Annotated in this window: 27 protein-coding genes; 19 read left to right on the top strand and 8 right to left on the bottom strand. The window is 70.1% G+C overall.

Annotated elements, in window-relative coordinates; translation table 11 throughout:
* Positions 1 to 71: 71 nt before the first annotated feature.
* The gene (locus tag ACSQ1L_RS09860; RefSeq protein WP_435994436.1) at positions 72 to 1571 is read left to right on the top strand and encodes a phosphomannomutase/phosphoglucomutase; all 1500 of its coding nucleotides are present in this window, start codon (positions 72 to 74) and stop codon (positions 1569 to 1571) included.
* A 342-nt stretch (positions 1572 to 1913) separates the two neighbouring features.
* Entirely contained in the window at positions 1914 to 3233 is a 1320-nt protein-coding gene (locus ACSQ1L_RS09855; RefSeq protein WP_435994434.1) for an FAD/NAD(P)-binding protein, read from the top strand.
* 11 nt (positions 3234 to 3244) lie between these two features.
* Here the strand turns inward: ACSQ1L_RS09855 and ACSQ1L_RS09850 are convergent, their stop codons facing one another.
* Positions 3245 to 4327 (bottom strand): YeiH family protein, encoded by a 1083-nt coding sequence (locus tag ACSQ1L_RS09850; protein ID WP_435994432.1) that lies wholly within the window; start codon positions 4325 to 4327, stop codon positions 3245 to 3247.
* Between the two features lie 62 nt (positions 4328 to 4389).
* Here ACSQ1L_RS09850 and ACSQ1L_RS09845 point away from each other — a divergent pair, with 62 nt between their 5' ends.
* Positions 4390 to 5142 (top strand): ribonuclease T2 family protein, encoded by a 753-nt coding sequence (locus ACSQ1L_RS09845; protein ID WP_435994430.1) that lies wholly within the window; start codon positions 4390 to 4392, stop codon positions 5140 to 5142.
* 4 nt (positions 5143 to 5146) lie between these two features.
* Here the strand turns inward: ACSQ1L_RS09845 and glmM are convergent, their stop codons facing one another.
* The gene (gene glmM / locus ACSQ1L_RS09840; RefSeq protein ID WP_435994428.1) at positions 5147 to 6496 is read right to left on the bottom strand and encodes a phosphoglucosamine mutase; all 1350 of its coding nucleotides are present in this window, start codon (positions 6494 to 6496) and stop codon (positions 5147 to 5149) included.
* A 167-nt stretch (positions 6497 to 6663) separates the two neighbouring features.
* Here glmM and glmS point away from each other — a divergent pair, with 167 nt between their 5' ends.
* The gene (gene glmS, locus ACSQ1L_RS09835) at positions 6664 to 8478 is read left to right on the top strand and encodes a glutamine--fructose-6-phosphate transaminase (isomerizing) (RefSeq protein ID WP_435994426.1); all 1815 of its coding nucleotides are present in this window, start codon (positions 6664 to 6666) and stop codon (positions 8476 to 8478) included.
* Positions 8479 to 8533: 55 nt separating this feature from the next.
* A complete protein-coding gene (gene galU / locus ACSQ1L_RS09830) occupies positions 8534 to 9412 on the top strand; it encodes a UTP--glucose-1-phosphate uridylyltransferase GalU (RefSeq protein ID WP_435994424.1) in 879 nt (292 codons plus the stop codon).
* A 4-nt stretch (positions 9413 to 9416) separates the two neighbouring features.
* Here the strand turns inward: galU and ACSQ1L_RS09825 are convergent, their stop codons facing one another.
* Together ACSQ1L_RS09825 and ACSQ1L_RS09820 are read right to left on the bottom strand one after the other, a co-directional pair.
* On the bottom strand, positions 9417 to 9641 hold the full coding sequence (locus ACSQ1L_RS09825) for a hypothetical protein (protein WP_435994422.1): 225 nt from the start codon (positions 9639 to 9641) through the stop codon (positions 9417 to 9419).
* A gap of 20 nt (positions 9642 to 9661) precedes the next feature.
* The gene (locus tag ACSQ1L_RS09820) at positions 9662 to 10420 is read right to left on the bottom strand and encodes an alpha/beta fold hydrolase (RefSeq protein WP_435994420.1); all 759 of its coding nucleotides are present in this window, start codon (positions 10418 to 10420) and stop codon (positions 9662 to 9664) included.
* Positions 10421 to 10491: 71 nt separating this feature from the next.
* Here ACSQ1L_RS09820 and ACSQ1L_RS09815 point away from each other — a divergent pair, with 71 nt between their 5' ends.
* The 14 genes from ACSQ1L_RS09815 (at position 10492) to ACSQ1L_RS09750 (ending at position 23252) form a co-directional block, all read left to right on the top strand.
* The gene (locus tag ACSQ1L_RS09815) at positions 10492 to 11451 is read left to right on the top strand and encodes a glycosyltransferase family 9 protein (protein ID WP_435994418.1); all 960 of its coding nucleotides are present in this window, start codon (positions 10492 to 10494) and stop codon (positions 11449 to 11451) included.
* Between the two features lie 123 nt (positions 11452 to 11574).
* Positions 11575 to 12096 carry a translation initiation factor IF-3 gene (infC, locus tag ACSQ1L_RS09810; protein ID WP_300289365.1) on the top strand — a complete coding sequence of 174 codons (522 nt, stop codon included), beginning with the start codon at positions 11575 to 11577 and terminating at the stop codon, positions 12094 to 12096.
* 213 nt (positions 12097 to 12309) lie between these two features.
* The gene (locus tag ACSQ1L_RS09805) at positions 12310 to 13566 is read left to right on the top strand and encodes an MFS transporter (protein WP_435994416.1); all 1257 of its coding nucleotides are present in this window, start codon (positions 12310 to 12312) and stop codon (positions 13564 to 13566) included.
* 90 nt (positions 13567 to 13656) lie between these two features.
* Positions 13657 to 15582, top strand: a complete 1926-nt coding sequence (locus tag ACSQ1L_RS09800) for an alpha/beta fold hydrolase (protein ID WP_435994414.1) — start codon at positions 13657 to 13659, stop codon at positions 15580 to 15582.
* 184 nt (positions 15583 to 15766) lie between these two features.
* Positions 15767 to 15964, top strand: a complete 198-nt coding sequence (gene rpmI, locus ACSQ1L_RS09795; RefSeq protein WP_003166435.1) for a 50S ribosomal protein L35 — start codon at positions 15767 to 15769, stop codon at positions 15962 to 15964.
* Between the two features lie 54 nt (positions 15965 to 16018).
* The gene (rplT, locus tag ACSQ1L_RS09790; RefSeq protein WP_331030317.1) at positions 16019 to 16378 is read left to right on the top strand and encodes a 50S ribosomal protein L20; all 360 of its coding nucleotides are present in this window, start codon (positions 16019 to 16021) and stop codon (positions 16376 to 16378) included.
* A 145-nt stretch (positions 16379 to 16523) separates the two neighbouring features.
* The gene (locus ACSQ1L_RS09785) at positions 16524 to 16727 is read left to right on the top strand and encodes a dodecin family protein (RefSeq protein WP_331030318.1); all 204 of its coding nucleotides are present in this window, start codon (positions 16524 to 16526) and stop codon (positions 16725 to 16727) included.
* A 75-nt stretch (positions 16728 to 16802) separates the two neighbouring features.
* Positions 16803 to 17879, top strand: a complete 1077-nt coding sequence (gene pheS, locus ACSQ1L_RS09780; RefSeq protein ID WP_435994412.1) for a phenylalanine--tRNA ligase subunit alpha — start codon at positions 16803 to 16805, stop codon at positions 17877 to 17879.
* 11 nt (positions 17880 to 17890) lie between these two features.
* Complete coding sequence (locus tag ACSQ1L_RS09775; RefSeq protein WP_435994410.1) at positions 17891 to 18283, top strand: hypothetical protein; 393 nt, start codon at positions 17891 to 17893, stop codon at positions 18281 to 18283.
* Positions 18283 to 18687, top strand: a complete 405-nt coding sequence (locus ACSQ1L_RS09770; RefSeq protein ID WP_435994408.1) for a hypothetical protein — start codon at positions 18283 to 18285, stop codon at positions 18685 to 18687. Before ACSQ1L_RS09775 ends, ACSQ1L_RS09770 begins: the two co-directional genes overlap by 1 nt.
* Positions 18684 to 21107, top strand: coding sequence for a phenylalanine--tRNA ligase subunit beta (gene pheT, locus ACSQ1L_RS09765; RefSeq protein ID WP_435994406.1), 2424 nt, complete (start codon positions 18684 to 18686; stop codon positions 21105 to 21107). The genes ACSQ1L_RS09770 and pheT overlap by 4 nt, the downstream gene beginning before the upstream one ends.
* A gap of 39 nt (positions 21108 to 21146) precedes the next feature.
* The gene (locus tag ACSQ1L_RS09760; protein ID WP_435994404.1) at positions 21147 to 21407 is read left to right on the top strand and encodes a hypothetical protein; all 261 of its coding nucleotides are present in this window, start codon (positions 21147 to 21149) and stop codon (positions 21405 to 21407) included.
* 125 nt (positions 21408 to 21532) lie between these two features.
* Entirely contained in the window at positions 21533 to 22516 is a 984-nt protein-coding gene (locus ACSQ1L_RS09755) for a hypothetical protein (RefSeq protein WP_435994402.1), read from the top strand.
* Between the two features lie 124 nt (positions 22517 to 22640).
* Positions 22641 to 23252, top strand: coding sequence for an EipA family protein (locus tag ACSQ1L_RS09750; RefSeq protein WP_435994400.1), 612 nt, complete (start codon positions 22641 to 22643; stop codon positions 23250 to 23252).
* A 14-nt stretch (positions 23253 to 23266) separates the two neighbouring features.
* Here the strand turns inward: ACSQ1L_RS09750 and ACSQ1L_RS09745 are convergent, their stop codons facing one another.
* From ACSQ1L_RS09745 to thpR, 4 genes are all read right to left on the bottom strand, one after another.
* Positions 23267 to 24151: an SDR family NAD(P)-dependent oxidoreductase gene (locus ACSQ1L_RS09745; RefSeq protein ID WP_435994398.1), complete on the bottom strand. Its 885-nt coding sequence runs from the start codon at positions 24149 to 24151 to the stop codon at positions 23267 to 23269.
* Positions 24152 to 24162: 11 nt separating this feature from the next.
* Positions 24163 to 25413, bottom strand: a complete 1251-nt coding sequence (locus ACSQ1L_RS09740; protein WP_435994396.1) for an NAD-dependent epimerase/dehydratase family protein — start codon at positions 25411 to 25413, stop codon at positions 24163 to 24165.
* 75 nt (positions 25414 to 25488) lie between these two features.
* Positions 25489 to 26028 carry a GNAT family N-acetyltransferase gene (locus tag ACSQ1L_RS09735; protein ID WP_435994394.1) on the bottom strand — a complete coding sequence of 180 codons (540 nt, stop codon included), beginning with the start codon at positions 26026 to 26028 and terminating at the stop codon, positions 25489 to 25491.
* Entirely contained in the window at positions 26025 to 26564 is a 540-nt protein-coding gene (thpR, locus tag ACSQ1L_RS09730; RefSeq protein ID WP_435994392.1) for an RNA 2',3'-cyclic phosphodiesterase, read from the bottom strand. Before thpR ends, ACSQ1L_RS09735 begins: the two co-directional genes overlap by 4 nt.
* Positions 26565 to 26686: the final 122 nt, after the last annotated feature.

Below are 26686 nucleotides of genomic sequence, written 5' to 3'. Positions count from 1 at the left end.
CCGTTCCCGCGTTGTTGTGGCCCTCAGGCCGCCTGTCTATACCGGGCGGCCGCCCAGCCAAGGACCCGATCATGATCAAGCCCCGCCAGGACCTTCGCCCCAACACGGCCGAGTACGAGACCGTGCCGCTGGTGAAGCCGACGGGGTTCCGGGAATACGACGCGCGCTGGATCCTCGAGAAGGAGATCAACCTGCTGGGTCTCCAGGCGCTGGGCCTCGGGCTGGCGACCTATGTCCACGAGGTCGGCCAGCGGCCGCGCATCGTGGTGGGGCACGATTACCGCTCCTATTCGCTGGCGGTGAAACAGGCGCTGACCCTTGGCCTGCTGGAAGGCGGGATGGAGGTGGTCGACATCGGCCTGGCCCTGTCGCCGATGGCCTATTTCGCCCAGTTCGAGCTGGACTGCCCCTGCGTCGCCATGGTCACGGCCAGCCACAACGAGAACGGCTGGACCGGGGTCAAGATGGGGGCCCAGCCGCCGCTGACCTTCGGCCCCGACGAGATCGGCCGGCTGAAGGAGATCGTGCTGAACGGCGAGGGCGTCAGCCGGGCCGGGGGGACGCTGACCCGGGTCGACGACTTCCGCGAGCGCTACATCGCCGACATCGTGGCCAAGACCAAACTGACCCGACCGATCAGGGTGGTGGCGGCCTGCGGCAACGGCACGGCCGGGGCGTTCGCGCCGGAGGCCCTGCGCCGGATGGGGGCCGAGGTGATCGAGATGGATACCGAGCTCGACTACACCTTCCCGAAATACAACCCGAACCCCGAGGATCACGCCATGCTGATGCAGATGGCGCAGAAGGTGCGGGACACCGGGGCCGACCTAGCCCTGGGCTTCGACGGGGATGGCGACCGTTGCGGCGTGGTCGACGACACCGGCGAGGAAATCTTCGCCGACAAGATCGGCCTGATGCTGGGCCGCGACCTGTCGGCCCTGCACCCCAACGCCACCTTCGTCGTCGATGTGAAGTCGACCGGCCTCTACAAGACCGACGCGGTCCTGAAGGCCAACGGGGCCGAGACCGTCTACTGGAAGACCGGCCACAGCTACATCAAGCGCAAGACCGCCGAGCTGGGGGCGCTGGCCGGGTTCGAGAAGTCGGGGCATTTCTTCTTCAACGCCCCGCTGGGCCACGGCTACGACGACGGCATCGTCGCGGCGGGGGCCGTGCTGGCCATGCTGGACCGCAATCCCGGCAAGACGCTCAGCGAGCTGAAGGCGGCGCTGCCCGACGCCTGGACCAGCCTGACCATGTCGCCGCACTGCGACGACGAGCTGAAGTACGAGGTGCTGTCGCGCATCGTGGCCGAATACGAGGCGCTGGCCGCGTCCGGCGGATCGATCCTGGGCCGCAAGATCGTCGAGGCGATCACCGTCAACGGGGTGCGGGTGCATCTGGAGGACGGGTCGTGGGTGCTGGTGCGGGCCTCATCCAACAAGCCGGAACTGGTCGTGGTGGTCGAGAGCATGCGGTCCGAAGACGACATGCGCGCCCTGTTCCGCGACGAGGTGAAACCGCGGCTGGCCAAGTACGGCGAGATCGGCGCCTACAACCAGGAAATCTGACAGGGTCGGCGAAAAATCGCCAAACCCTGTCATCCCGACACTTTGATGCGCCGCCGACGGAGCGGTGGACGGCCTGTTCGAGACCGGGGCGGAGCCGATTCCTGGGCGGAAGCGGCGGCGATTGACTGTCAAAGACCGTCCCCGTGGGGATGCAGACAACAAAGCATGACGGCCCGTCAAAACCGGACGCAGGCCGGGGCGCGCCGGTGTGGGGCGGGGTCCGGGATGACAGGGTTTGGCCGGGATTGGTCGGGATGACAGGGTATCGAATGGCCGGGGTTCCGGCCGTCGGGACGAGCCGCTAGGGTCGGGGCGCCCGCCGGGTGTAGGTCAGGAGCGGACTTGGTCGAGCGAACCGGGAAGGTGGCGATCATCGGCGGGGGCTTTTCCGGCGCCATGCTGGCCGCGCGGCTGGCGGAAGCGGGCGTCGCCTCGACGCTGATCGACCGCACCCCGGATTTCGGCCCCGGGGTCGCCTATTCGACCCTGTTCGATCGTCACCTGCTGAACGTGCGCTCCAATCGCATGAGCGCGGTTGAAGGACAGCCCGATGATTTCGTGCGCTGGCTGAGGGCGCATCATCCCCGTCATGCCGATGCCGAGGGCTTCGCGCCGCGGCGGCTGTACGGCCTCTATCTAAGAGACCGGCTGGCGACCGTCGAAGCCGCCTATCCGGGCCTGATCGACCGCGTCACCGGAGAGGCGGCCGCCATCGACGGTTCGACCGTTCGCCTGTCCGATGGCCGGCGTATCGAGGCCGGGGCGGTGATCCTGACGACCGGCAACCCCGCGCCGAAGACGGCGGGGCCGTCGGGCGGGGCCGGGCGCATCGTCGACGATCCCTGGGCGGCGGCAGCCCTCGACCGGATCGAGCCCGACGACGACGTGGTCATCATCGGGACCGGCCTGACCATGGTCGACATGGTGCTGTGGCTTCAGGCGCAGGGATGGCGCGGCAAGGCGACCGCCCTCAGCCGGCGGGGGCTGAAGCCGCGCGCGCACGGCGCCGGCCACGATGCGCCGGTCCCGCCGACGGCCGGCCTGACCGGGGGCGCCTTGTCGGCCCGACTAGCCGAGGGCCGCCGTCTGGCGGCGATGGGCGGCTGGCGCGGCGTCATGGAGGGGCTGCGCCCGCTGACCGCCGATCTGTGGGCCGATGCGGACGCCGCCACGCGCGCCCGTTTCCTCCGTCATTTGCGGCCGTGGTGGGACGTCCATCGCCACCGTCTTCCTCCCGCGATCGCCCTGACCATCGAGGCGATGGAGACGTCCGGCCGGCTGGAGATCGTGGCGGGGCGCATCGGCTGGATTGAACAGACGGACGACGGCGTCACGGTGACGTGGAACCCCAGGGACGGCGCCGGGCGACCGCCGTTGCGGGGGGGCTGGCTGATCGATTGCAGCGGGCCCGGGCATGATCCGGCGGCCGACCCCCTGATCGGCCCGCTGGTCGCCTCGGGGCGAGCCCGGCTGGAGGCGCTGGGCCTAGGGCTGGAGCTCGACGCCGGGGGGCGCGTGGTCGGGACCGACAGCGCGGCCGATCCCGGCTTGCTCGTGCTGGGCCCGCCGGCGCGGGCGGCCTTCTGGGAGACGACGGCCGTGCCCGACATCCGCAAGCGGATCGAAACCATGGTCGAAAGACTGGCGGCGGACGGAGCCTGAGTCTCCCGCCCTCAGGCCAGGGCCAGCAGATAGATCAGGCCGAGCGCCACGGCGATCAGGGCCAGCAGCGACAGGGTGACCACGGCGGCGATGCGCAGGCCCGAGCGGGCGACGGCGCGCGCGTCGGTGCTGAGGCCGAGGGCGGCCATGGAGATCACCGTCAGGGCGGTGGCGAGCTGGGCCATCACGGGCAGGGCCGGAACGGGGATCAGCTCCAGCGAGCGCGCCGCCATCATCAGCAGGAAGCCGATCACGAACCATGGCACCAGATGGCGCAGGGGGATGGTCCGCCGGGCGGGCTCTCCCGTCGCGGCGTCCGGCGCGGCCCGGCGGCGCAGGGCCACGGCGAGCGCCAGTCCGAGGCAGACCGGGCCCAGCATCAGGACACGGACCAGCTTGATCAGGGTTCCGGCCTGGGTGGCCACGGCCCCCACCGGCATGGTGGCGGCGAGCACCTGGGGCACGGCGTAGACGGTCAGGCCGGCCAGAACGCCGTACTGGACGCCGCTCATCCCCAGCGCCACGCCCAGCAGCGGCAGGGCGAGGACGACCACCACGCCGAGCACGGCGGTGAAGGCGATGGCGGCCGAGACGTCCTCCGCGTCGGCGTCGATCACCGGCGCCACGGCGGCGATGGCCGAGTTGCCGCAGATGGCGTTGCCGCAGGCGATCAGCACCGCCATCCGGCGCGGCAGGCGCAGCAGCCGGCCGAGGCCGTAGCTGACGCCGATGGCGGCGGCGACGATCAGCGCGGTGCCGGCCAGCAGCCCCGGACCGATGGCCATCACCGTCGCGGCGCTGACCGAGGCGCCCAGAAGCACCACGGCGATCTCCAGCAGGGTCCGGGCGCTGAACTCGATTCCCGGGCGCAGGGCGGCGGGCGGCGTCCACACCGAGCGCACCGCGGCGCCGATCAGGATGGCCAGCACGATGGCGTCGATCCAGCCGCGGCCGAACAGCCGCAACTCCAGCGCCTGGACGGCGAGGGCCGCCGCCGTCACGGCCGCGCAGGCGATCAGGCCGGGGATCAGGCGTGGGATCAGCGACAGGACGGGCGCGCCGCGGGCGAGAATCATCGGGTGAGACTGCGCCACGCAAGCTCTGCTTTCCATCGCTCAGTTGCCAACCGGATGGACGCCGTGACAGGAACCGACGGATGAGACTGACCGGCCTGTTCCTCCCGCTTCTGCTTCTCGCCGCCTGCGACGGCCAGGCCGACCGGCCCGCAACCGCCCCGGGTCCGGTCGCGGTCGCCGCCGCCGAAAGCTGCGTCCTGCCGGCGCGCCTGCCCGCGCCCGAGATGGAGCGGGTGCGGCCGGACGAGGTCGTGGCCGGGCGGACCATCCGCTATCACCTGCTGGCGGTGACCTGGATGCCGGAGACCTGCCGGACGGGCGGCGACGGTCAGGGCGACCTGGCCTGCGACAGCGAGAACCGTTTCGGCTGGACCCTGCACGGCTTGTGGCCCAACGCCGAGGGCAAACCCTATCCGCGCTTCTGCCGTCCGGCCACGCGGGTCAGCGACGCGACCATCCGCGCCAACCTGTGCCGCACGCCCTCGGTCGATCTGGTGCAGCACGAATGGGCGGCGCACGGCGTCTGCGGCTGGGAAACCCCCGAGGCTTATTTCGAGCAGGCGGCGGAGATGTACGACGGACTGAACAAGCCTGATCCGACGGCGCTGGCGTCCGGCGCGCGCGGTCCCACCGCGGGCCAGCTGCGCGACGCCTTCGTCGCCGCCAACCCCGGCCTGCCGCGCAACGCGGTCTATATCTCGGTGGCGTCGGGCAACCGGCTGCGCGAGGTGCGCCTGTGCCATGATCTGGCCTTCGAGCCGGCCGCCTGTCCGGTCGGGGGCCTCGGCGCGCCGGACCGGGTGGTGCTGACGGTGGAGCCGGTGGGGGCGTAGGGGGCTAGCCCGCCGCCTTGACCGCCGCCGCCACGTCGGCGACGACCGACCGGACCAGTTTCGCATCGTCGCCCTCGGCCATGACGCGGATCAGCTTCTCGGTGCCCGAGGGGCGGACCAGCAGCCGGCCCTGACCGGCCAGACGGGCCTCGGCCTCGGCGATGGCGGCCTTGACCCTGGGGTCCTCCAGCGGCTTGCCGGCGGTGTAGCGGACGTTCTCGAGCTTCTGCGGCACGGGCTCGAACTGGCGGGCCAGTTCACTCATCGGCTTGCCGCTCTCGACCAGCACAGCGAGGACCTGCAGGGCCGACATCAGGCCGTCGCCGGTGGTGGCGTGGTCGTGCAGGATGATGTGGCCGGACTGCTCGCCGCCCAGGTTGAAGCCGCCCTCGCGCATCCGCTCCATGACGTAGCGGTCGCCGACCTTGGTGCGCTCCAGCGTCAGGCCGTTGGCCTGCATGACCCGCTCCAGCCCAAGGTTCGACATCACGGTGGCGACCAGGCCGTTGCCTTTCAGCAAGCCGCGTCGGGCCCAGTCCAGCGCCACCATGGCCATGATCTGGTCGCCGTCGACGATCTGGCCCTTCTCGTCGCAGATGATCACCCGGTCGGCGTCGCCGTCGAGGGCGATGCCGATATCGGCGCGGTAGGTCCTGACCGCCTCGATCAGGGTGTCGGGATGGGTCGAGCCGCACTCGGCGTTGATGTTGAGGCCGTTGGGATCGACGCCGACGGCGCAGACCTCGGCGCCCAGTTCATAGAGGGTGGTCGGGGCGACCTTGTAGCCGGCCCCGTTGGCGCAATCGACGGCGATGCGCAGGCCTTGCAGGCTGAGCCCCTTGGGGAAGCTGGCCTTGGCGATTTCGACGTAGCGGGCCTGGGCGTCGTCGATGCGCTTGACCCGGCCCAGCTGGTCGGCGGCGGCGAGGCCCGCGCCGAGATCCTCGTCCATCATCGATTCGATCGTCAGCTCGACCTCGTCCGACAGCTTGTAGCCGTCGGGGCCGAACAGCTTGATGCCGTTGTCGAGATAGGCGTTGTGAGAGGCCGAGATCATCACCCCGATGTCGGCCCGCATCGAGCGGGTCATCATGGCCACGCCGGGGGTCGGCAGCGGCCCGAAGGTGCGCACGTCCATCCCCGCCGACGAGAAGCCGGCCACCAGCGCCGGCTCGATCATATAGCCCGACAGGCGGGTGTCCTTGCCGATCACGACGAGGTGGCGGCGGTCGTCCGAGGACATGAACATCCGGCCCGCCGCCAGGCCGACCCGCAGCGCGACCTCAGGCGTCATCGGGTGGCTGTTGGCGCGGCCGCGAATGCCGTCGGTGCCGAAATAGCGTCTCTCGCCCAAACGTGATCTTCCTCTGGCCGCGGTCCGCAGAAACCTTGCGAAACCGCATTTTAGGTGCAAATCGGGGAGCCGGTCGCTTACAGAAGCGGCCAGCCCGCAAGGTCGGCTTAGACCGTCCGGCCACTCCGCGCAAAGCGTAGAAATCCAGATCACCGAGGGAATTTTCCATGTGCGGCATCATCGGCGTGACCGGGACAGGCCCGGCGGTTCCCCGGCTGATCGACAGCCTCAAGCGGCTCGAATACCGCGGCTATGACTCGGCCGGCGTGGCCGCCCTGGTCGACGGCCGCATCGAGCGCCGGCGGGCCAAGGGCAAGATTCGCGAGCTGGAGGCGGTGCTGGCGGCCGAGCCGCTGGCCGCCACCATCGGCATCGGCCACACGCGCTGGGCCACGCACGGCGCCCCGACGACCGCCAACGCGCATCCGCACAAGGCCGGCCGGGTGACGCTGGTCCACAACGGCATCATCGAGAATTTCGCCGAGCTGAAGGCCGAACTGGCCGCCGAGGGCCATGTCTTCGAAAGCCAGACCGACACCGAGGTCGTGGCCCATCTGCTGGACCGCGAGCTGGACCGGTCGAACGATCCGCTGGTCGCCTTCAAGAGCGTGCTCGACCGGCTGACCGGGGCCTACGCCCTGGCCGTTCTGGTCGAGGGCGAGGACGGCCTGATCCTCGGCGCCCGGCGCGGCAGCCCCCTGGTGGTCGGCTGGGGCGAGGGCGAGATGTACCTCGGTTCGGACGCCCTGGCGGTCGGCCCGTTCACCCAGAAGATCTCCTATCTCGAGGAAGGCGACTACGTCGGCATCGACCGCTCGGGCGCGCGGATGTTCGACCTCGACGGGAACCCCGTCGAGCGGCCGGTGGTGCAGGTCTCGGCCTCCTCGGCTTTGGTCGAGAAGGGCGAATACCGGCACTTCATGGAGAAGGAGATCCATGAGCAGCCGGACAGCGTCCAGCACACCCTGTCCGAATACCTCGACTTCGTGAACGGCAAGGCCAAGACGGGGCCGACGGATTTCGCCGCCGTCGACCGCATCCAGATCGTCGCCTGCGGCACCGCCTTCTACGCCGGCCAGATCGGCCGCTATGCGTTCGAGAAGCTGGCCGGGCTGCCGTGCGACGTCGAGATCGCCTCGGAGTTCCGTTATCGCCAGCCGGCGCTGACGCCGGGGACGCTGGCCGTCGCGGTCAGCCAGTCGGGCGAGACCGCCGACACCCTGGCCAGCCTGGCCTGGTGCAAGGCCGCCGGGCTGAAGACGGCCGCCCTGGTCAATGTCCACTCGTCATCGATGGCGCGCGAGGCCGAGACCCTGTGGCCGACCCATGCCGGGCCCGAGATCGGCGTCGCCTCGACCAAAGCCTTCACCGCCCAGGTCGCCGCCCTGCTGGCGCTGGCGGTGTCGGCGGGGGTGCAGCGCGGCAAGATCGACGCGGCGCGCGAGGCCGAGCTGGTCAAGGCGCTGTTCGAGGCGCCCCGCCTGATCGCCGAGGCCATGTTGATGGAGGACGACCTGAAGGCGGTGGCCCACGACGTGGCCAAGGCCACGGACGTACTGTTCCTCGGCCGCGGCGCCATGTTCCCGCTGGCCATGGAAGGCGCGCTGAAGCTGAAAGAGATCAGCTATATCCACGCCGAGGGCTACGCCGCCGGCGAGCTGAAGCACGGGCCGATCGCCCTGGTCGACGAGTTCACCCCCATCGTCGCCCTGGCGCCGCTGGACGAGGTGTTCGAGAAGACCGCCTCCAACCTGCAAGAGGTGGCGGCGCGCGGCGGGCCGGTGATCATGATCGCCCCGAAGTCGGCCCCCGATCCGCACGGCGCCGGCATCCGCCGCGTCGACGCGCCCGAGTGCCATTCGCTGATCGCGCCGCTGGTCTACGCCGTGCCGGTGCAACTGCTGGCCTATTATGTGGCGGTGCAGAAGGGCACCGATGTCGACCAGCCGCGCAACCTCGCCAAGTCCGTCACCGTCGAGTGATCGCATCGCGGCGCATATGCGTTAGGCTGCCCGACCCCGCCGTTCAGGAATCCGCATGACCGCTCACAGCCGCCGCCTTCGCAAGGCCGTCCTGCCCGTCGCCGGCCTCGGCACCCGGGTGCTGCCCGGCACCAAGACGACGCCCAAGGAACTGCTGAACGTCGTCGACCGGCCGATCCTGAGCTACATCGTCGAGGAGGCGCGCGACGCCGGGATCGAGCACATCGTCTTCGTGACGGGCCGCTCCAAGGGGGCGATCGAGGACTATTTCGACCATCAGATCGAGCTCGAGGCCCAACTGCTGGCCAAGGGCAAGACCGACATCCTCGACATGATGAACGCCGAACTGGCCAGCGCCGGCGAGATGAGCTTCACCCGCCAGATGCAGCCGCTGGGCCTCGGCCACGCGGTGTGGTGCGCCCGCGACATCATCGGCGACGAGCCGTTCGCGGTGCTGCTGCCCGACGTGATCGTCGACGCCGCCCCGGGCGCCCTGAAGCAGTTGGCCGACGTCTATGCGGAGACGGGCGGCAACGTCATCGGCGTCGAGGCCGTGCCCGAGAGCGAAACCCACAAATACGGCATCGTCGATCCCGAGAACCGCGAGGGCCGCCACATCCGCATGAAGGGGATGGTCGAGAAGCCGCCGCGCGGCGAGGCGCCCTCGAACCTGTCGATCTCGGGGCGCTACATCCTGCAGCCGGAGATCTTCGGCATCCTCGAAACCCAGCCGCGCGGCGCGGGGGGCGAGATCCAGCTGACCGACGGCATGGCCCGGCTGATGAAGGACCAGACCTTCACGGCGGTCGAATACGAGGGCGTGACCTACGACTGCGGCGACAAGATCGGCCTGCTGCGCGCCAACGTCGCCCTGGCGCTGAAGCGGCCAGACCTCGGAGAACAGGCGCGGGCCGCGATCACGGCCCTGCTCTGAGCCGTCAGCCGCCGGTGCGGTTCGAGGGCTGGGCGGTGACCTTGCAGACGTTGTCGAGCTGCGGGCGGCCGCTCTGCGACCCCGTCGGCGACAGGATGCCGCCGCGGGCCTCGCAGTCGGCGGACAGTCGCTGCAGTTCGGTCTGGTAGGGGTCCGGCCCCATCGGGGCGGCGCAGGCCGACAGGGTCAGGGCAAGGGCCGCAGGGGCGGCGAAAAGGACGATACGCATGGGCGTTCTCCCGGTTGATTTCACGACAATGTAGAGCTTGAACGGCGGTTCCGTTCAACGGCCTTGACGAGGCGGGCGAGGTCGGCGGGCGACGACAGCCGGTGGTCGCCGCCCTCGATCAGGTCCAGCCGCACGTCGGCCCCGCCCAGTCGCTCGACCAGGGCGATCTGGCGCCGCCACGGCACCACATCGTCGGCCCGGCCCTGCAGGATGTGGACGGGGGCCGCCACCGGCAGGTCGCCGCGCAGCACCAGCCAGTCGCGGGCCTCCTCGAACATGCGGCGGGTCAGGACATACTCCCCCAGCCCCTCCTCGACGACCAGGGTCTCGCCCTCGCGCAGGATCGCCTGCCGCTCGTGGTCGGCGAGGCCCGGCCACATCAGATCCTCGGTGAAGTCCGGAGCCGGATTGACCAGCACCAGACCGGCGAGCCGCTCCGGCCGGGCCAGCGCCAGCAGCAGGGCGACCCAGCCGCCCATCGACGAGCCGACCGGCACCACCGGCCCCTCAAGCCCGTCGATCACGGCGATGGCGTCCTCGCGCCAGCGGCCGATGGTGGCCTTGCGCCAGTCGCCGGAGGACCGGCCGTGGGCGAAATGGTCGTAGCGGACATAGTTCCAGCCCCGCTCGCGGGCGGCGGCGTCCAGCGCCAGGGCCTTGGTTCCCTCCATGTCGGAGCGGAAGCCGCCGATCCAGACGACCGTCGGGCCAGAGCCCCGCACCCGCTTCACCGCCAGGGTTTCACCGTCCGCTCGGGTCAGGCGTTCCAGATCATCCATGGGCGGGCCTCTCGCGAAATCGTTCCGGGACTGATAGCGAACGACCGCTAGCGAAGCGAAGGCCAAACCGCGTGTCCGAACCCAGAGTCCTGTTCGTCACTTCCAACCGCATCGGCGACTGCGTCATCTCCTCGGGCGTGATCCGGGAGATCGGCCGGCAGATCCCGGGCGCGCGGATCACCGTCGCCTGCGGCCGCCCGCCGGCCCCGCTGTTCCGCTCCGCCCCCGGCGTCGAGCGGGTCATCATCCTCGACAAGAAGAAGTTCGCCGGACACTGGTTCGACCTGTGGAAGCAGGTGGTCGGGACCCGCTGGGACATGGTCATCGACATCCGCGGTTCGGCGCTGGCGTGGCAGGTCCGCGCCCGGACCCGCAAGGTCTACAACAGGGGCTGGGAGACCGGCCTGCCCAAGGTCGAGATGGTCTCGCGCATGATGGGGGCCGAGCGGACGTTGGACCCGGAACTGTTCCTCGACGACCAGGCCCGCGCCGAGGCGGCGGCGGTGATCGATCCGCAGCTGGCCACCGCGCCCGGCCCGATCCTCGCCCTGGCCCCGATCGCGCACCAGCCGGGCAAGAGCTGGCCCGCCGAACGCTGGGGCGCGCTGGTCGAACGGCTGAAGGCCGAGCCGCGTTTCAACGGCTGGCGCTTCATGCTGGTCGGCGGACCGGGCGACCACCCCCCGGCCGCGCCGGCCCTGGCGGCGGCCGGCGAGCGGGGCGTCGATTTCGTCGGCAAGGGCGACATCCTGGCCTCGGCCGCGGCCATCGACCGGGCCGCGCTGTTCGTGGGCAACGATTCCGGGTTGATGCACGTCGCCGCCGCGGCGGGTCGGCCCACGCTGGGCCTGTTCGGTCCGACCGAGTGGTGGCTGTACGGCCCGTGGGGGCCGAAGACGCGGACCGTGGCGTCGAACGAGACGCGCGGCGAGTTCGCGCCGATCGAGGCGCTGACGGTCGATCACGTGTTCGAGGCGGTGCTGGGTCTGCACGACGCCTTCATCGGCGCTCCCGCCCCCGTGAAACCTTGAAGAGACGGGCGTTCGCGGTCATATAGGGCCGCTTGAGGGAAACGCCGCGATCCGTCGCGCGCTCCATCCCGTCAGGTTCGCCTCTTCGTCCACTTAAAGGAAACGACGCCCATTCGCCGTCCTATGAACCAGCCGCCCGTCAAGGACGGGCCGCCCATGAACCAAGATATCCGCGCGCCGCGCGTTCTGCTCATTGATCAGAACGGCGAGAAGCAGGGCGTAATGCCCACCTCCGCCGCGCTGGAAGCCGCCGAAGAGGCCGGCATGGACCTGGTTCAGATCGTCTCCACCTCCGAACCGCCGGTGGCCAAGATCCTGGACTACGGCAAGTTCCGTTTCCAGGAGCAGAAGAAGAAGGCCGAGGCCCGCAAGCGCCAGAAGGTCGTCGAGCTGAAGGAAATCAAACTCCGGCCCAACATCGACGTGCACGACTACGAGGTGAAGTCGCGGGCCATGCACCGGTTCTTCGAGGAGGGCGACAAGGTCAAGGTGACCCTGCGCTTCCGCGGCCGCGAGATGGCGCACCCGGAACTGGGCATGAAACTGCTCAACAAGGTTCAGGCTGACTTCGACGAGATCGCCAAGGTCGAATACGCCCCGCGTATGGAAGGCCGCCAGATGATCATGATCCTGGCGCCGAAGTAGGTTTCGGGCTCGATGTGAGATTGAGAACGCCCCGGTCGGAGACGGCCGGGGCGTTTTCGTTTGTCGTCATCCCGGCCGAAGCGGGGCGGAGAGGCGGGACGAAGCAGGCCGAAAGGAGCCGTCGCGCTCTCGGCCGGCGCAGCCTTCGGGATGACGGGACCTTTCCGGGACACGCCCGTTCCGCGCCTACCCGGACCCCGCTAAGCCTGCGGCATGTCCACCTCGCCCGCGCCCCACCCTTCGAGACCCCAGGCGCCGGCGCTGGCCGTGTTGTTCGGGGTGGTGTTCATCAACCTGGTCGGGTTCGGCATCGTCGTGCCGCTGCTGCCGTTCTACGGCCAGACCCTGGACGCGCCGCCGTGGCAGGTGGCGCTGATGTTCTCGGCCTATTCGCTCGGCCAGTTCGTCGGCGAGCCGTTCTGGGGCCGGTTGTCGGACCGGATCGGGCGCAAGCCGGTGCTGCTGATCACCATCCTGGCCAACGCCGCCGGCTACCTGGCCCTGGCCTTCGCGCCGAACATCTGGCTGGCCATCGCCGTGCGCCTGTTCACCGGGCTGGGGGCGGGCAACATCTCGACGGTGCAGGGCTATGTCGCCGACGTGACGCCGCCGGCGCAGCGGGCCGGGCGGATGGGCCTGATCGGCGCGGCCTTCGGCCTGGGGTTCATCGTCGGCCCCGGACTGGGCGGCCTGCTGACGCGACCCGACCTCGGGACGCTGGGCTATCAGCTGCCGATCTTCGTCGCGGCCGGCCTGTGCCTCCTCGCCGCCGTCGGCATCGTCGTCCTGCTGAAGGAGAGCCGCGCCAGGGCCGATCCGGCCGCACCGCGGCCGCCGTTCCTGAGCGGGGTGCATGACGCCGTCGCCAACCCCGTGGTGTCGCGAGTGCTGCTGGTGACCCTGATCTACATGGCCGGCTTCTCGGGCATGGAATCGACCTTCGGCTTCTGGACCGAGGCCCGCTACGGCTGGGGCGCGCGCGAGGTCGGTCTCAGCTTCATGGCTGTGGGCGTGGTCTCGACTCTCTGCCAGGGCTTCCTGGCCGGGCGCCTGGCCCGGCGCTTCGGCGAGGCGCGGGTGCTGGCGGTCGGCTGCCTGATCTTCGGGGCGGGGCTGGTCGGCCAGGTCGTGGCCAGCCGGCTGCTGCCGCACGCCGACCTGCTGGTGCCGGTGATCATGGCCTTCGGGGCCTTCGGCATGGCGGTCACCATGCCCAACATCTCGGCCCTGATCTCGCGTTCGGTCGATCCGGACCGGCAGGGGGCCATGCTTGGCCTGAACATGGCCGCCAGCTCGAGCGCGCGCATCTTCGGTCCGATGGCGGCGGGGGCGATCTTTTCGGGGGTCGGCCACGACTGGCCGTTCCTGATCGGCGCGGCCCTGACCATTCCGGCGGCGGTGATGGCGATCAATGCCGGGCGGGCCTACCGGCGGAGGGAAACGGCGCCGGCTGCGCAAGCGGCGGAATAGCGGCCGCGCTTCCCGCGCTTGGCTCCGGTGTCCGGACGCTCTAGGGTTGCGCCTTAAATCAGGCGGGGGCCCCAGATGTCAGTTCGGAACTTGTGTATCGCCGTGGCCGCCGCCATGGCCTCGACGGCGCTCGGCGCGACCGTAGCCGTCGCCCAGCCGGCCCCGATCGAGGCCTATGCGGCCCTGCCGGCGATCGACGGGGTTTCCGTCTCGCCGGACGGCTCGGCCCTCGCCTACATCCAGCGCAGCCCCGACGGGGACGCGGTCGTCGCCATGAACCGGGCCGGCGAGGCCCTGGTCACCGTCGACGTCAGCGACCGGGCGGCCCGGAGCGTGTTCTGGGCGTCGCCGGACCACGTGGTGATCTCGAGCACGGTCAACGACAAGCTGCCCTACACCACCTCGGCGGGGCTCTATGAGCAGCTCGACATCGTCAATGTCCGCAACCATCGGGTCGCCCGGGCGCTGCGCAGCGCCGACAAGGCCATCCTGACCGCCAATTTCGGCCCGGCCACGGTCGGGACCTACCGCGGCAAGCCGGTGATGTACCTGCGGACCTACACGGTCGAGAACAACGCCTACACCTACGACATCTACCGGGTCGACCTGGATGACGGCCGCGGCCGCCTGCACCAGACCGGCGCCGAGGACACCAACGCCTATCTGGTGCGGCCCGACGGCGAGGTCGTGGCGCGCACCACCTACGATACGGAAACCGGCATGTGGCGGCTGCTGGCCTCGCGCGGCGGCAACTGGAGCGAGATCATGAGCCGCCGCTCGCTGCTCGACCCGCCGGGCATGATGGGCTTCGGACAAAGCTACGACACCGTCCTGGTCAGCGAGGACCGCGAGGACGAGGGGCCGGTGCTGGCCGAAGTCCGCCTGGCTGACGGCTCGGAGGTCATGCAACACGACAACAACAGCCTTCGGGGCGCGGTCAGAAACGGCCTGGGATACCTCGTCGGGCTGAGCCGGCAGGGCCTGACGCAGTCCTACACCCTGTTCGACGAAGGCCTGCAAGCGAACTGGAACAAGCTGGAGCTGGGGCTGTCCGGCCGTCAGCTGTACCTGACCGACGCCAACGATGATCTGAGCGTCCTGGTGTTCCGGGCCGAGGGCGCGGGCGAACCGGGCGCGAGCTATCTGTTCGACGCCAACCAGCAGAGCGTGAACCTGATCGGCCGGGAGTATCCGGGCCTGGCGCCGACGGACGTGTCCCAGGTCAGCGTGGTTCGCTACACGGCCGGCGACGGACGGGAGCTGATCGGCTACCTGACCACGCCGAACGGCCGGGAGGCGCGCAATCTTCCGCTGGTCGTGCTGCCGCACGGCGGGCCGGCCGCCCGGGATTACACCGGCTTCGACTACAAGCCCCAGGCGCTGGCCTCGCGAGGCTATGCCGTCTTCCAACCCCAGTTCCGGGGGTCCGACGGCTTCGGCGTCGAGTTGATGGAGGCGGGCTACGGCGAGTGGGGCCGCAAGATGCAGAGCGATCTGTCCGACGGGGTCAAATACCTGGCCGACGCCGGCGTCGTGGACCCGGCCAGGGTGTGCATCGTCGGCTCCAGCTACGGCGGCTACGCGGCCCTGGCCGGCATGACTCTCGACCAGGGCGTCTATCGCTGCGCCGTGGCGGTGTCGGGCGTTTCGGACCTGACGGCCTTCCTGGCGACCGAGCGTCGGCAGGGCGGCCGGGCGCGGTTCAACAGCGGCCTGCGCTACTGGCAGCGGTTCATGGGCGTGACCAGCGACGACGATCCGACGCTGGCCGAGCGCTCGCCGGCCCAGCTGGTGTCGCGGATCGAGGGGCCGGTGCTGCTGATCCATGGGCGCGAGGACACCGTGGTGCCGTTCGAGCAGAGCAAGATCATGGAAGAGGCCATGCGCCGGGCCGGCAAGGACGTGGAGCTGGTCGCCCTGGACGGCGAGGACCACCACATGAGCTTCCCGGTCACCCGCCGGCAGATGCTGACCGAGACGATCCGGTTCCTCGAGGAGCACAACCCGCCGCGCTAGGGAATCCGGCGGCCCGGAAATGCTGATCCGGCTTGCCATTCCGGCCCGCTTCGACTAGAAGCCGCGCCTTCGCGTACCGAACCGCCGGGCGAACAGGCATGCCTGGGCGGTTCCTAATCAGGGTCTACCACCTCAAGGGCTCACGTAGCCCAAAGGGCGGCAGCCCGCTCAAAAGAGAGTGAAAATGCCGAAACTTAAGACGAAGTCGGGCGCCAAGAAGCGCTTCAAATTCACGGCGACTGGCAAGGTGAAGGCCGGCGTGGCGGGCAAGCGGCACCGCTTGATCAGCCACAACAGCAAATACATCCGCCAGAACCGCGGCACCTCGGTCATGGCCGACGCCGACGCCAAGAAGATCAAGTCCTACATGCCGTACGCCTGATCGGCGCGCGCAGACCTGACCTGATCTCCACACTGAATTTGAAAGGATAGCGACATGGCTCGCGTCAAACGGGGCGTAACGTCCCACGCCAAGCACAAGAAGGTTCTCAAGCAGGCGAAAGGCTTCTACGGCCGCCGCAAGAACACCATCCGCACCGCCAAGGCCGCGGTCGACCGCGCCGGGCAGTACGCCTACCGCGACCGCCGCACCAAGAAGCGCAACTTCCGCGCCCTGTGGATCCAGCGCATCAACGCCGCCGCCCGCCTGGAAGGCTTCACCTACTCGCAGTTCATCCACGGTCTCGGCGAAGCCGGCATCGAGCTGGACCGCAAGGTCCTGGCCGCGATGGCCGCCGACGAGGGCGCCTTCAAGGCCATCGCCGACAAGGTCCGGGACGCGCTGAAGGCCGCCTGAACCGTCTGACGACGATCGATTTCGAAACGCCCGCTCCGGTTCGTCCGGGGCGGGCGTTTTCGTTCCGGGGCAACCCCCGCCGTCCCCCGGCGTTGGACAAGCGTTGCCGCAAGGGCGGCGCGTTCACCGCAAAGGGGGAGCCCTCATGTCCATCGCCAAAGTCACCGAAGTCACCGCCTCGTCCACCGTCAGCTTCGAGGACGCTCTGAAGCAGGGCATCGCCCGGGCTGACAAGACCCTCAACAAGATCGAGGGCGCCTGGATCCAGGAGCAGAAGGTGGTGGTCCGCAACGGCGAGATTGCCGAATACCGGGTCAATATGAAGGTCACCTTCGTCCTCGAGGACTGATCGCGTTCCGGCGAGGGCGGTTCAGCACGGCGGCGGGGTGACGAACGCGCTTCGTCCCGCTAGACGAAGCCCAGCATGACCGATCTCGCCCAGCTCGAACTCGACCTGATCAACGCCATCGGCGCCGCGGAGACCGCGGCGGCCGTCGAGGACCTGCGCGTGGCCGCCCTCGGCAAACAGGGCTCGATCTCCGGCCTGCTCAAGGGCATGGGGGCGATGAGCCCGGACGAGCGGCGCGAGCATGGGCCGATGATCAACGGCCTGCGCGACCGCGTCTCGTCCGCTCTCGCCGCCCGCAAGGCCGGGCTGGAGGCCGCCGAGCTCGACGCCCGCCTCAAGGCCGAGCACGTCGACCTGACCCTGCCCTCCCGCCCGCGTCGCAGGGGCGGGGTGCATCCGACCATGCAGGTGATGGACGAGATGATCGCCCTGTTCGCCGACATGGGCTTCGCGGTGGCCGAAGGCCCGGACATCGAGGACGACTTCCACAATTTCACCGCCCTGAATTTCCCGCCCAAGCATCCGGCGCGGGAGATGCACGACACCTTCTTCCTGACGCCCGACCCGGAGACCGGCGAGCGCAAGGTGCTGCGCACCCACACCAGCCCCGTGCAGGTGCGGACCATGATGACCCAAAAGCCCCCGATCCGGATCATCGCGCCGGGCCGGACCTTCCGGAAGGACAGCGACGCGACGCACACGCCGATGTTCCACCAGGTCGAGGGGCTGGTGATCGACAAGGGCGTCCACATGGGCCACCTGAAGTGGACGCTGGAGACCTTCGTGGCGCGCTTCTTCGAGGTCGAGGACGTCGACGCCCGCTTCCGGCCGCACCACTTCCCGTTCACCGAGCCGTCGGCCGAGATGGACATCCGCTGCGACCGCTCGGGCGGTGAGCTCAAGCTCAATCAGGGCGACAGCTGGATGGAGATCCTCGGCTGCGGCATGGTCCATCCGAACGTGCTCAGGAACTGCGGCATCAATCCGGACGAATACCAGGGCTTCGCCTTCGGCATGGGCGTCGACCGCCTGGCCATGCTGAAATACGGCATCTCCGACCTGCGCCCCATGTTCGAAGCCGACACCCGGTGGCTGGCCCATTACGGCTTCTCCGCCTTCGCCGCCCCCAATCCCGCCAGCGGACTGAGCTGAACGAGACCGTCATGACCGATGTAATGTCCGAAGCCTTCGGCCGCGAGATCGTCGCGCGCGACACCTTCGAGAAGGAGGGCGTGTGGCTGCCGCTGCTGGCCGTCCACACGATGAATTCCGGCGAAGCGGTCATCAAGGGCAAGACCTTCACCGACTGCGTGATCCAGGGCCCGGCCGTCATCGCGGTGCTGTCTGGCACGACGTTCGAGGGCTGCAACATGGGGGCCGCGTCCGACGCCGCCTCCCTGCTGTTCGCGCCCCAGGGGCCGCGTCTGGTCGGCGCTATCGGCCTGCAGGAGTGCCGCTTCGTGCGCTGCCGCTTCGTGCAGATCGGCTACACCGGCTCGGCCGCCTTCCTCAAGGACATGGGCCGCAGCCTGACCCAGGCGGGACAGGCCGGCTGATGGCCTACGTCCCGATCAACCGCCCCGTGCGCGTGGCGACCGACCTGACGGCGTCCGTCTTCGAGGACCTGGATATCAACCTGTTCGAGCTCTACGCGGCCGTTGTCGGCGGCGCCCAGCCGGGCCTGATCGAGGGGCGGGTCTTCCGCCGCTGCCGCCTGCAGGGGCCGGCGATCGTACTGGTCTCGGCCGGCGTCACCTTCGACGACACCAATTTCGGCGACAGCGGCGGCGACATCCGCAACCTGCTGCTCCAGCCGATGGGATCGCGCGCGCTCGGGACGATGCCCATGCGCAATTGCGCCTTCGAGAACTGCGAGTTCTTCAACGTCGGCTTCACCGGACCGCAGCCGGTTCTCGACATGATGGCCGGGGTGGGAACGGGTCGGGGAGGGGCGTCGTGAAATTCACCCTTTCCTGGCTCAAGGACCACCTCGACACGAGCGCCGACGTGGCGGCCGTGGCCGAGGCCATGACCATGGCGGGGCTGGAGGTCGAGGACGTCCACGACCCCGTCGCCGCGCTGGCGCCGTTCACCGTGGCCCGGATCGTTTCGGCCGAACGCCATCCCAACGCCGACCGGCTGCAGGTCTGCCAGGTCGACACCGTCGACGGGCCCAAGGAGATCGTCTGCGGCGCGCCCAACGCCCGCGCCGGCCTGACCACCATCTACGCGCCGATCGGCGCCTATGTGCCCGGACTGGACGTGACCCTGGTCGAGAAGCCGGTGCGCGGCGTGGTCTCGCACGGCATGCTGTGCTCGGCGTCCGAGCTGGAGCTGGCCGACGAGAGCGACGGCATCCTAGAGCTGGCCGACGACCTGACGGTCGGAACCCCGGCGGCGGGCGTGTTCGGGGCCGAGCCGGTGATCGATTTCGAGGTCACCCCGAACCGGCCGGACTGGCTTGGCGTCGCCGGCATCGCCCGCGACCTGGCGGCGGCCAGCCTCGGCCAGCTGATCACCCCGACGGTGGCGCCGGTGGCCGGGACCTTCCCCTCGCCGATCACGGTTCGGATCGAGGCGCCGGAGATGTGCCCGGTGTTCGCCGGCCGGCTGATCCGGGGCGTGAACAACGGCCCGTCGCCGGAGTGGCTGCAGCGGCGGCTGGTCGCCATCGGCCTCAGGCCCATCAACCGGCTGGTCGATGTCACCAACCTCGTCGCCTACGACCGCTGCCGGCCGCTGCACGTCTATGACGCGGCCAAGCTGGTCGGGACGGAGATCGTCGTGCGCGGCGGCCAAGTGGCCGCCGACACGCCCGAACATGACGGCGGCCAGCACGAGCACCTGATCGCCCTGGACGGCAAGACCTACACCGTGGATCCGTCGATGTGCGTCATCTCGGACGCGGCGGGCGAGCGCCCCATCGGCCTCGGCGGCGTCATGGGCGGGGAGTCCACCGGCTGTTCCGACGACACCGTCGACGTCTTCCTCGAGAGCGCCTGGTTCGACCCGCTGGTCACGGCCCAGACCGGACGGACGCTGGCGATCAATTCCGACGCCCAGTACCGCTTCGCGCGCGGCGTCGACCCGGCCTCCGTGGTTCCGGGAATCGAACTGGCGACGAAGCTGATCCTCGACCTGTGCGGCGGCGAGCCGTCCGACATCGTCGTGGCCGGACAGGTCCCGGCGGCGCCGGCGGCCTTCGCCTTCGATCCCGCCCGGGTGGGTTCGCTGACCGGCCTCGCCCTCGACGACGACCGCATCGCCGAAATCCTGACCCGGCTCGGCTTCGAGGTCGCACGCGGGGCCCCGTGGACCGTCACCCCGCCGTCATGGCGTCGCGATGTCGAGGGCCCGGCCGACCTGGTCGAAGAGGTGGCGCGGATCGAGGGCTACGGCGCCCTGCCGTCCACGCCCCTGCCCGACCTCGGCGCGCCGTCGAAGGGCGTTCTGAATCCCCGCCAGGCGCGGGTGCGCACCGCCCGCCGCGCGCTGGCGGCCATGGGCTACGCCGAGGCGGTCACCTGGTCCTTCACCAAACAGGCGACGGCGGCCCTGTTCGGCGGCGGCGACGACCGGCTGATGGTCGAGAACCCGATCGCGGCCGATCTCGACTGCATGCGGCCCTCGGCCCTGCCCAACCTGATCCAGGCGGCCGCCCGCAACGCCGACCGCGGCCATCCGGACGCGGCCTTGTTCGAGATCGGCCCGATCTATCTGGACGACACCCCGACCGGCCAGCGCACCGTCATCGCCGGGCTCGTGTCGCCGCGCTCGCCGCGTCACTGGGGCGGGGCGGCCGGGGACGCCCTGTTCGCGCTGAAGGGCGATCTGATGGCCCTGTTGGACGAGCTGGGCGCGCCGACGGCGTCGCTACAGCTGGTCCAGGGCCAGAATCACGACTGGTGGCACCCCGGCCGCTCGGCCCGGCTGCAGCTCGGCCCGAAGAATGTGATGGTCGAGTTCGGCGCGCTGCACCCGGGCGTGCTCAAGGCGCTGGACGCCGACGCGCCGATGCTGGCTTTCGAGATGGTGCTGGACGCCGTGCCGGAGCCTCGCGGCAAGGCGACCAAGGCGCGGGGGCCGGCCGTTCTGGCGCCGCTGATGCCTCTGACCCGCGACTTCGCCTTCGTCGTCGAGGAGGGCAGGGCGACGGGCGACCTCGTGCGGGCCGTGGCCGGAGCCGACAAGGCGCTGATCGCCGAGGTGCGGGTGTTCGACGTCTATCGCGGCGCCGGCGTGGCCGAGGGTGCGAAGTCGGTGGCTCTGGAAGTTGTGATCCAGCCGCGCGAGGCGACCCTGACCGAAGCCGAGATCGAGGCGTTGTCGGCGAAGGTCGTCGCGGCGGCGGGCAAGCTGGGCGCCGTTCTACGCGGCTGACGGTCGGCGGCGACGCGTACAGGAAAGGGGTATCTCGCGATGAGACCAGGCTGGATCGCGCCGTTTGTTGCCGTGGGGCTGACGCTTGCGGCCTGCTCCCCGGAAGACCGCCCGCGCGACGCCCCGCCGGAAGCGCCTGACGCGCCGACGAATGTCGGCACGGATGTTCCGGCCGGCAAGGACAGTCCGACCGAGCGGCCCGAGGCGGAGTCGGACGTCGAAGTCGATCCCGATCCGCAGGTGGGCGTCGAGCTGCCCGAGCCGCCGCAGCGGGTTCCGGAGAACGCTTCAGCCCCTTGACCGCGTCCCATCCTGTGACGGCGCCGTCCGCCCCCGCGTAGCCGGTGAGCACAGCTATGGCGTGAACGAGCCCTTCATGACTAGTATCCGGGCGCCGGCCTATAGCCGCTTGCTGGACATCCGACATGAAATCCGTGGCCCGATGGCTGGCGCTGCTTTCCTTGATCGCCGCCGCCGCCGCCGCCGGACCGGCCTTGGCGCAAGTCGCGCCTACGGCTCCCCCGCCGCAGGAGTCCGAGCCCACCCAACTGGACGATGTGGTCGTGGTCACCGCCGACGTCGAACAGACTGCACGGGCCTACGTCGCGGCGGTGGGGGCCCCGCCGGAGGGCCGCGAGCCGGCGGCCTGGCGTCGCCGCATCTGCGTCGGGGTCGGCGGCATGAGCCCGGAGCCGGCCCGGGCGCTGGCCGACCGCGTCCTCGATTGGGGCTACAGCCTGGGACTGGAGATCGGCCCGCCGGGGTGCACGCCCGACATCTTCATCGTGGCCACCGACGACGGGAACGCGACCGCGCGCGAACTGGTGACCGCCCGACCGCGCGCCTTCCGGACGGGCGCCGGCGGCATGGACCGGGGCGGGGCGGCCCTGCGGGCATTCCAGGAGTCCGGCCGACCGATCCGGTGGTGGCACGTCAGCCTGCCCGTGAACGAGGACAACGGCCGCCCGGCCATCCGTCTGCCGGGACAACAGCCGTTCGTGGCGCCACCGGAAATCACCCGGCCCTCACAGCTGGGTTCGTTCGCCGTAACCGGCTTGGCGTCTCGGCTGTCGGACCAGATACGCGACGATCTCCAACAGGTCATCGTCGTCCTCGATTCCTCGGCGCTGGAGCAGGCCAGCTTCATGGAGGTCGCGGACTATGTCGCCATGATCGCCCTCGCCCAGGTCGATCCCCAAGCCTCTCCCGAGGTGCCGTCGATCCTGAACCTGTTCGATCCGGACAGACCTCGCGAGGAGACGCTCAGCGCCTGGGATCGCGGGTATCTGCGCGCCCTCTACACGACCTATCTGGATCGCTCGGCCGGGAACGCCAACGCCGCGATCCTCGCCGGGGCCACCGCTCGGGAGGTGCAGGCCCAGCCCGTGGCGGGCGACGAGGGGTCCTGACCGGGCGACTGTCGGCAACCCCTCATTAACCTTGCCGCCGCAAGGCTGACTCAAAGACCGGTGACGGTAGAGCCAGCGCCCGCGCGAGTCGGGCGAGCCGTCCCCGCCTATCGGAGCCATCGCCATGCACCGCCGCCAGCTGATCCTTTCCGGCCTCGCCGCCACCGCCGGCGCCTCGGGCCTGTCCGCCTGCGCCACCAATCCGCCGGCCGACCCGAACTTCCCGATCCGCTCGGACCAGGACGCGCCGGCCTACACCGCGGACGAGCTGATCGCCGCCGGGTCGCGCGAACTGGGCATCGCCGCCGAGGCCATCGGGGCCGCCATCGAGCGCATCTTCGCCGACCAGGGCGACCGTCCGACCGCCTATATCGCGGGGGAGGAGGCGTCCGCCGCCGCCGCCGTGGGCGCACGGTATGGCCGTGGTGCCCTGCACATGAAGGACCTGTCGGCCTCCCAGGAGGTGTTCTGGCAGGGCATCTCGATCGGCTGGGATCTCGGCGGCAACGTCAGCCGGGTCTTCACCCTGGTCTACGGCCTCTATCACCCCGACATGATCTACCGCCGCTACCCCGGCGTGGAGGGCTCGGCCTATCTGGTCGGCGGCGTGGGCGTGAACTACCAGCAGGCCGACGGCATCGTGCTGGCCCCGATCCGCACCGGCGTCGGCCTGCGCCTCGGCGCCAACGTCGGCACCATGTCCTACAGCCGCCAGCGCAACATCCTGCCGTTCTGAGTGATGGCCGGTGATTAGCGGCCCGCCGCCGCGATCACCGCCTCCAGCCCTTCCCGATACGTCGGATAGCGCGGCCGCCAGCCGAGTTCGGCCTTGGCGCGGGCGTTCGAGAGGCGTTTGGAATCGAGATAGAAACGCCGCATGGCGTCGGACACCGACGGATCGTCCAGATCGATCTCCGGCGGCCTCGGCAGGCCCAGCCGGTCCGCCGCCCATTCCATGACCGCGTCGGCCGGGGCGGGCGCGTCGTCGCACAGGGTGTAGGCGCCGCCGGGCCGGGGCCGCGCCATGGAGGCGAACAGGCCGGAGACGGCGTCGTCGACGTGGATGCGGTTGAACACCTGGCCGGGCTTTCTCACCAGCCGCGCCGTGCCGTCGCGCAGCTTCTCCAGCGGCGAGCGGCCGGGGCCGTAGAGCGCGGGCAGGCGGAAGATCTGCACGGTCAGCCCCATGCCCTGGCCGGCGTCGAGCCAGTCGCGCTCGGCCCGCACGCGGCGGGCGCCCTCCAGCGAGGCGGCGTTGAGCGGGTCGTCCTCGAAGGCCCAGCCGCCCCCGCGGTCGCCATAGACCGCCGTCGAGGAGACGTAGCCGATCCAGTCGGGGAAGGCGCCGGTGCGGGTGAGGGCGGGGAGCAGCCGCTTCAGCCCGGGGCAGCCGTCCGGCTCCGGGGGCGCGGTGATCAGGATGGCGGGCGTTTCGACGACGTCGCGATCCAGCGCCGCCGCGTCGTCCGGATCGTAGGCGTGCAGCCCTTCGGCGGCGAGGGCCTCGCGCCGGGCCGGGTCGCGGCTGGTCAGGGTGGCGTGGCCGCCGCGCCGGACCGCCTCGCGCGCCGCGGCCTGCCCCAGCCAGCCGCCGCCGAAGACCAGCAGATTCGAGGGCGTGGCGTCCGCGGGCATGCTTGGAGCGATCAGGCCGAGCGGGCCTGGGGGCTGGCCGGCGGCGCGACGACGACGGCGTCCGACTTCACCGCCTTGGCCCGCTTGCTGTTCCAGGCCGAGACGCAGGGCACCTTGCTCAGATCGGCGCGGTGGGCGTAGCGGCGGGCGATCTCGGTGACGTCCTGCATCAGGCCCTCGGCCAGGGTGATCGGCTTCAGGCCCAGTTCGCGGAATTGGTCGTTGGCCACGACCAGCTCGTTCTCGTCGGCTTCCTGGCGCGGATTGGGGACGTTGTGGACTTCGGCCCCGGTCATGTCCGCGATCATGGCGGCGAGGTCGCGGACGCGGCGGCTCTCGGTCATCTGGTTGAGGATCTTGACCCGCTCGCCGGCCTTGGGCGGGTTCTTCAGGGCCAGCTCGACGCAGCGCACCGTGTCCTGGATGTGGATGAAGGCCCGCGTCTGCCCGCCGGTGCCGTGCACGGTCAGCGGATAGCCGACCGCCGCCTGCATCAGGAAGCGGTTCAGCACCGTGCCGTAGTCGCCGTCGTAGTCGAAGCGGTTGATCAGCCGTTCGTCCTGGCGGGTCTCCTCGGTCTGGGCGCCCCAGACGATGCCCTGGTGCAGGTCGGTGATCCGGACGCCGTCGTTCTTGGCGTAGAACTGGAACAGCAGGGCGTCCTGGGTCTTGGTCATGTGGTAGATCGAGCCCGGGTTCGGCGGGAACAGGATCTCCTGCTCGGTCGGGCCCAGGTCGGTGTCGACCGTGACCTTCAGATAGCCTTCCGGGATGCGCAGGCCGGCGGTGGTGTAGCCATAGACGCCCATGGTCCCGAGGTGGGCCAGATGCACGTCCAGCCCGCTCTCCACGATGGCGGCGAGCAGGTGGTTGGTGGCGTTCAGATTGTTGTCGACGGTGTACAGCTTGTGCCGCGCCGACTTCATCGAATAGGGCGCGGCGCGCTGCTCGGCGAAATGGACGACGCTGTCGGGCTTCCAGTCGCGGATCAGGGCGACGAGGCGGTCGAACTCCTTGCCGACGGTCATGTTGACGAAGTCGATGGTCTTGCCGCTGACGTCCTTCCAGGCGGCGATGCGCTCGCCCATGGTCCGGATCGGGGTGAGCGACTGGACCTCCAGCTCGTTGTCGATGTTGCGCCGGCTCAGGTTGTCGACGACCAGGACGTCCCAGCCTCGCGCGGACAGGTGCAGCGCCGTCGGCCAGCCGCAGAATCCGTCGCCGCCCAGAACCAGAACCCGCATCGCTACACCCTTCCTCATGACTGCATCCTGCCTAGCCCATGGGGGCGGCGCGTCAAAGCTTGGGCGTTAAACGCGCGAGCGGGCGCTCCGGGCTCAGGTCCGCGCGCGGGCGCGCCATTGCTCGCGGCTCTGGCCCCAGCGATCGACGGCGACGGTGTCGAACGGCGGCGGCAGGCGGGTCGGGCCGAGGTTGCGCGAGCCCAGCCGCTCGGCGAGGCGCTGCGACGGGGTATTGTCCGGGTCGATGCAGTGGATCACATCGGTCCAGCCCAGCACGTCGAAGGCGTAGTCGATGGCCGCCGTCGCCGCCTCGACGCCGTATCCCTTGCCCTGCGCCTCGGGGTGCAGGCCCCAGCCGACCTCGGTCCCCGGCCAGTCCAGCGGCGTCCACGGTCCGATCCGGCCCAGCCAGCGGCCGGTGTCGCGCTCGATCAGCGAGAACATGCCCACGCCCGTCAGGCTCCACGCCCCGGCCATGGTCATGAAGCCGCGCCAGGCGGTCGCGGCCGGCATCGGGCCGCCGATGAATTTCGCGGCCTCCGGATCGGCCATCATCTCGGCCCAGCGCGGAAAATCCTCCATCGCCGGGGGACGCAGGGTCAGCCGGGCGGTCTCGATGACGGGTGTGTTCACAGCGGGTATTCCTGTTCGAGCTGGTAGCGGCTGCCGTCGCGGGTCAGCACGCTGGACCACAGGCCGAAGCGGTCCACCCGGATCGGCGGCGAATGCAGCAGGTTGTGTCCGGCGATCCAGGCCCCGATGCGGTCGGGATTCGTCTGCGGCTTCAGATAGGCCAGCGTCACGTGCGGGCGGTAGTCGCGCCGCTCCATGACCACGCCGGCGCGCTCCCCCGCGGCGCGGCAGCGGCCGGCCAGCACCGAAAGCCGCTCGTTCGGCTCGACTCCGGCCCACAGGGTGTGGCTGCGATGGGCGTCCCCGAAGGCGCCGACGCCGTGCAGGGCGAATTCGAACGGCCCTCCGGCGGCGGCGCGGTTGAGCTCCGCCGCCAGGTCGTCGGCGCGGCGTTCCTCGATTTCGCCGTAGAAGGTCAGGGTCAGGTGCAGCTGGTCGCGCGTGCGCCACCGGGCGCCGGGCAGGCCGGACTGGCGTCGCTCGAGGGTGTCGGCCACGTCGTCGGGGATCGACAGGGCGGTGAACAGCCGGATCATGCGACTGTTCGTAGCGGTTGAAACCCGAGCGCCCAAGTCCGGTTTTCCTTGCGTCAAAGGGTGGCGACCCCGATATTTGACCCAGATCCGGGGACGACCCCGGTGGACAAGGAGATCGAACT

It is taken from the genome of Brevundimonas sp. LjRoot202 (assembly GCF_964253355.1).
GTDB lineage: Bacteria > Pseudomonadota > Alphaproteobacteria > Caulobacterales > Caulobacteraceae > Brevundimonas.
Note: the sequence above shows the minus strand (reverse complement) of the source record. Positions and strands in the feature narration are given on the sequence as shown.

Excerpts from the sequence above, each read along its gene's own strand:
- pheS (WP_435994412.1), top strand. The coding sequence starts at position 16,803 with ATGACCGATCTCGCCCAGCTCGAACTCGACCTGATCAACGCCATCGGC.
- ACSQ1L_RS09745 (WP_435994398.1), bottom strand. The coding sequence starts at position 24,151 with ATGCCCGCGGACGCCACGCCCTCGAATCTGCTGGTCTTCGGCGGCGGC.
- glmS (WP_435994426.1), top strand. The coding sequence starts at position 6,664 with ATGTGCGGCATCATCGGCGTGACCGGGACAGGCCCGGCGGTTCCCCGG.
- ACSQ1L_RS09750 (WP_435994400.1), top strand. The coding sequence starts at position 22,641 with ATGCACCGCCGCCAGCTGATCCTTTCCGGCCTCGCCGCCACCGCCGGC.
- infC (WP_300289365.1), top strand. The coding sequence starts at position 11,575 with ATGAACCAGCCGCCCGTCAAGGACGGGCCGCCCATGAACCAAGATATC.
- ACSQ1L_RS09740 (WP_435994396.1), bottom strand. The coding sequence starts at position 25,413 with ATGAGGAAGGGTGTAGCGATGCGGGTTCTGGTTCTGGGCGGCGACGGA.
- thpR (WP_435994392.1), bottom strand. The coding sequence starts at position 26,564 with ATGATCCGGCTGTTCACCGCCCTGTCGATCCCCGACGACGTGGCCGAC.
- rplT (WP_331030317.1), top strand. The coding sequence starts at position 16,019 with ATGGCTCGCGTCAAACGGGGCGTAACGTCCCACGCCAAGCACAAGAAG.
- rpmI (WP_003166435.1), top strand. The coding sequence starts at position 15,767 with ATGCCGAAACTTAAGACGAAGTCGGGCGCCAAGAAGCGCTTCAAATTC.
- ACSQ1L_RS09760 (WP_435994404.1), top strand. The coding sequence starts at position 21,147 with ATGAGACCAGGCTGGATCGCGCCGTTTGTTGCCGTGGGGCTGACGCTT.
- ACSQ1L_RS09755 (WP_435994402.1), top strand. The coding sequence starts at position 21,533 with ATGAAATCCGTGGCCCGATGGCTGGCGCTGCTTTCCTTGATCGCCGCC.
- ACSQ1L_RS09785 (WP_331030318.1), top strand. The coding sequence starts at position 16,524 with ATGTCCATCGCCAAAGTCACCGAAGTCACCGCCTCGTCCACCGTCAGC.
- ACSQ1L_RS09775 (WP_435994410.1), top strand. The coding sequence starts at position 17,891 with ATGACCGATGTAATGTCCGAAGCCTTCGGCCGCGAGATCGTCGCGCGC.
- ACSQ1L_RS09805 (WP_435994416.1), top strand. The coding sequence starts at position 12,310 with ATGTCCACCTCGCCCGCGCCCCACCCTTCGAGACCCCAGGCGCCGGCG.
- ACSQ1L_RS09820 (WP_435994420.1), bottom strand. The coding sequence starts at position 10,420 with ATGGATGATCTGGAACGCCTGACCCGAGCGGACGGTGAAACCCTGGCG.
- ACSQ1L_RS09860 (WP_435994436.1), top strand. The coding sequence starts at position 72 with ATGATCAAGCCCCGCCAGGACCTTCGCCCCAACACGGCCGAGTACGAG.
- galU (WP_435994424.1), top strand. The coding sequence starts at position 8,534 with ATGACCGCTCACAGCCGCCGCCTTCGCAAGGCCGTCCTGCCCGTCGCC.
- ACSQ1L_RS09845 (WP_435994430.1), top strand. The coding sequence starts at position 4,390 with ATGAGACTGACCGGCCTGTTCCTCCCGCTTCTGCTTCTCGCCGCCTGC.
- ACSQ1L_RS09825 (WP_435994422.1), bottom strand. The coding sequence starts at position 9,641 with ATGCGTATCGTCCTTTTCGCCGCCCCTGCGGCCCTTGCCCTGACCCTG.
- ACSQ1L_RS09770 (WP_435994408.1), top strand. The coding sequence starts at position 18,283 with ATGGCCTACGTCCCGATCAACCGCCCCGTGCGCGTGGCGACCGACCTG.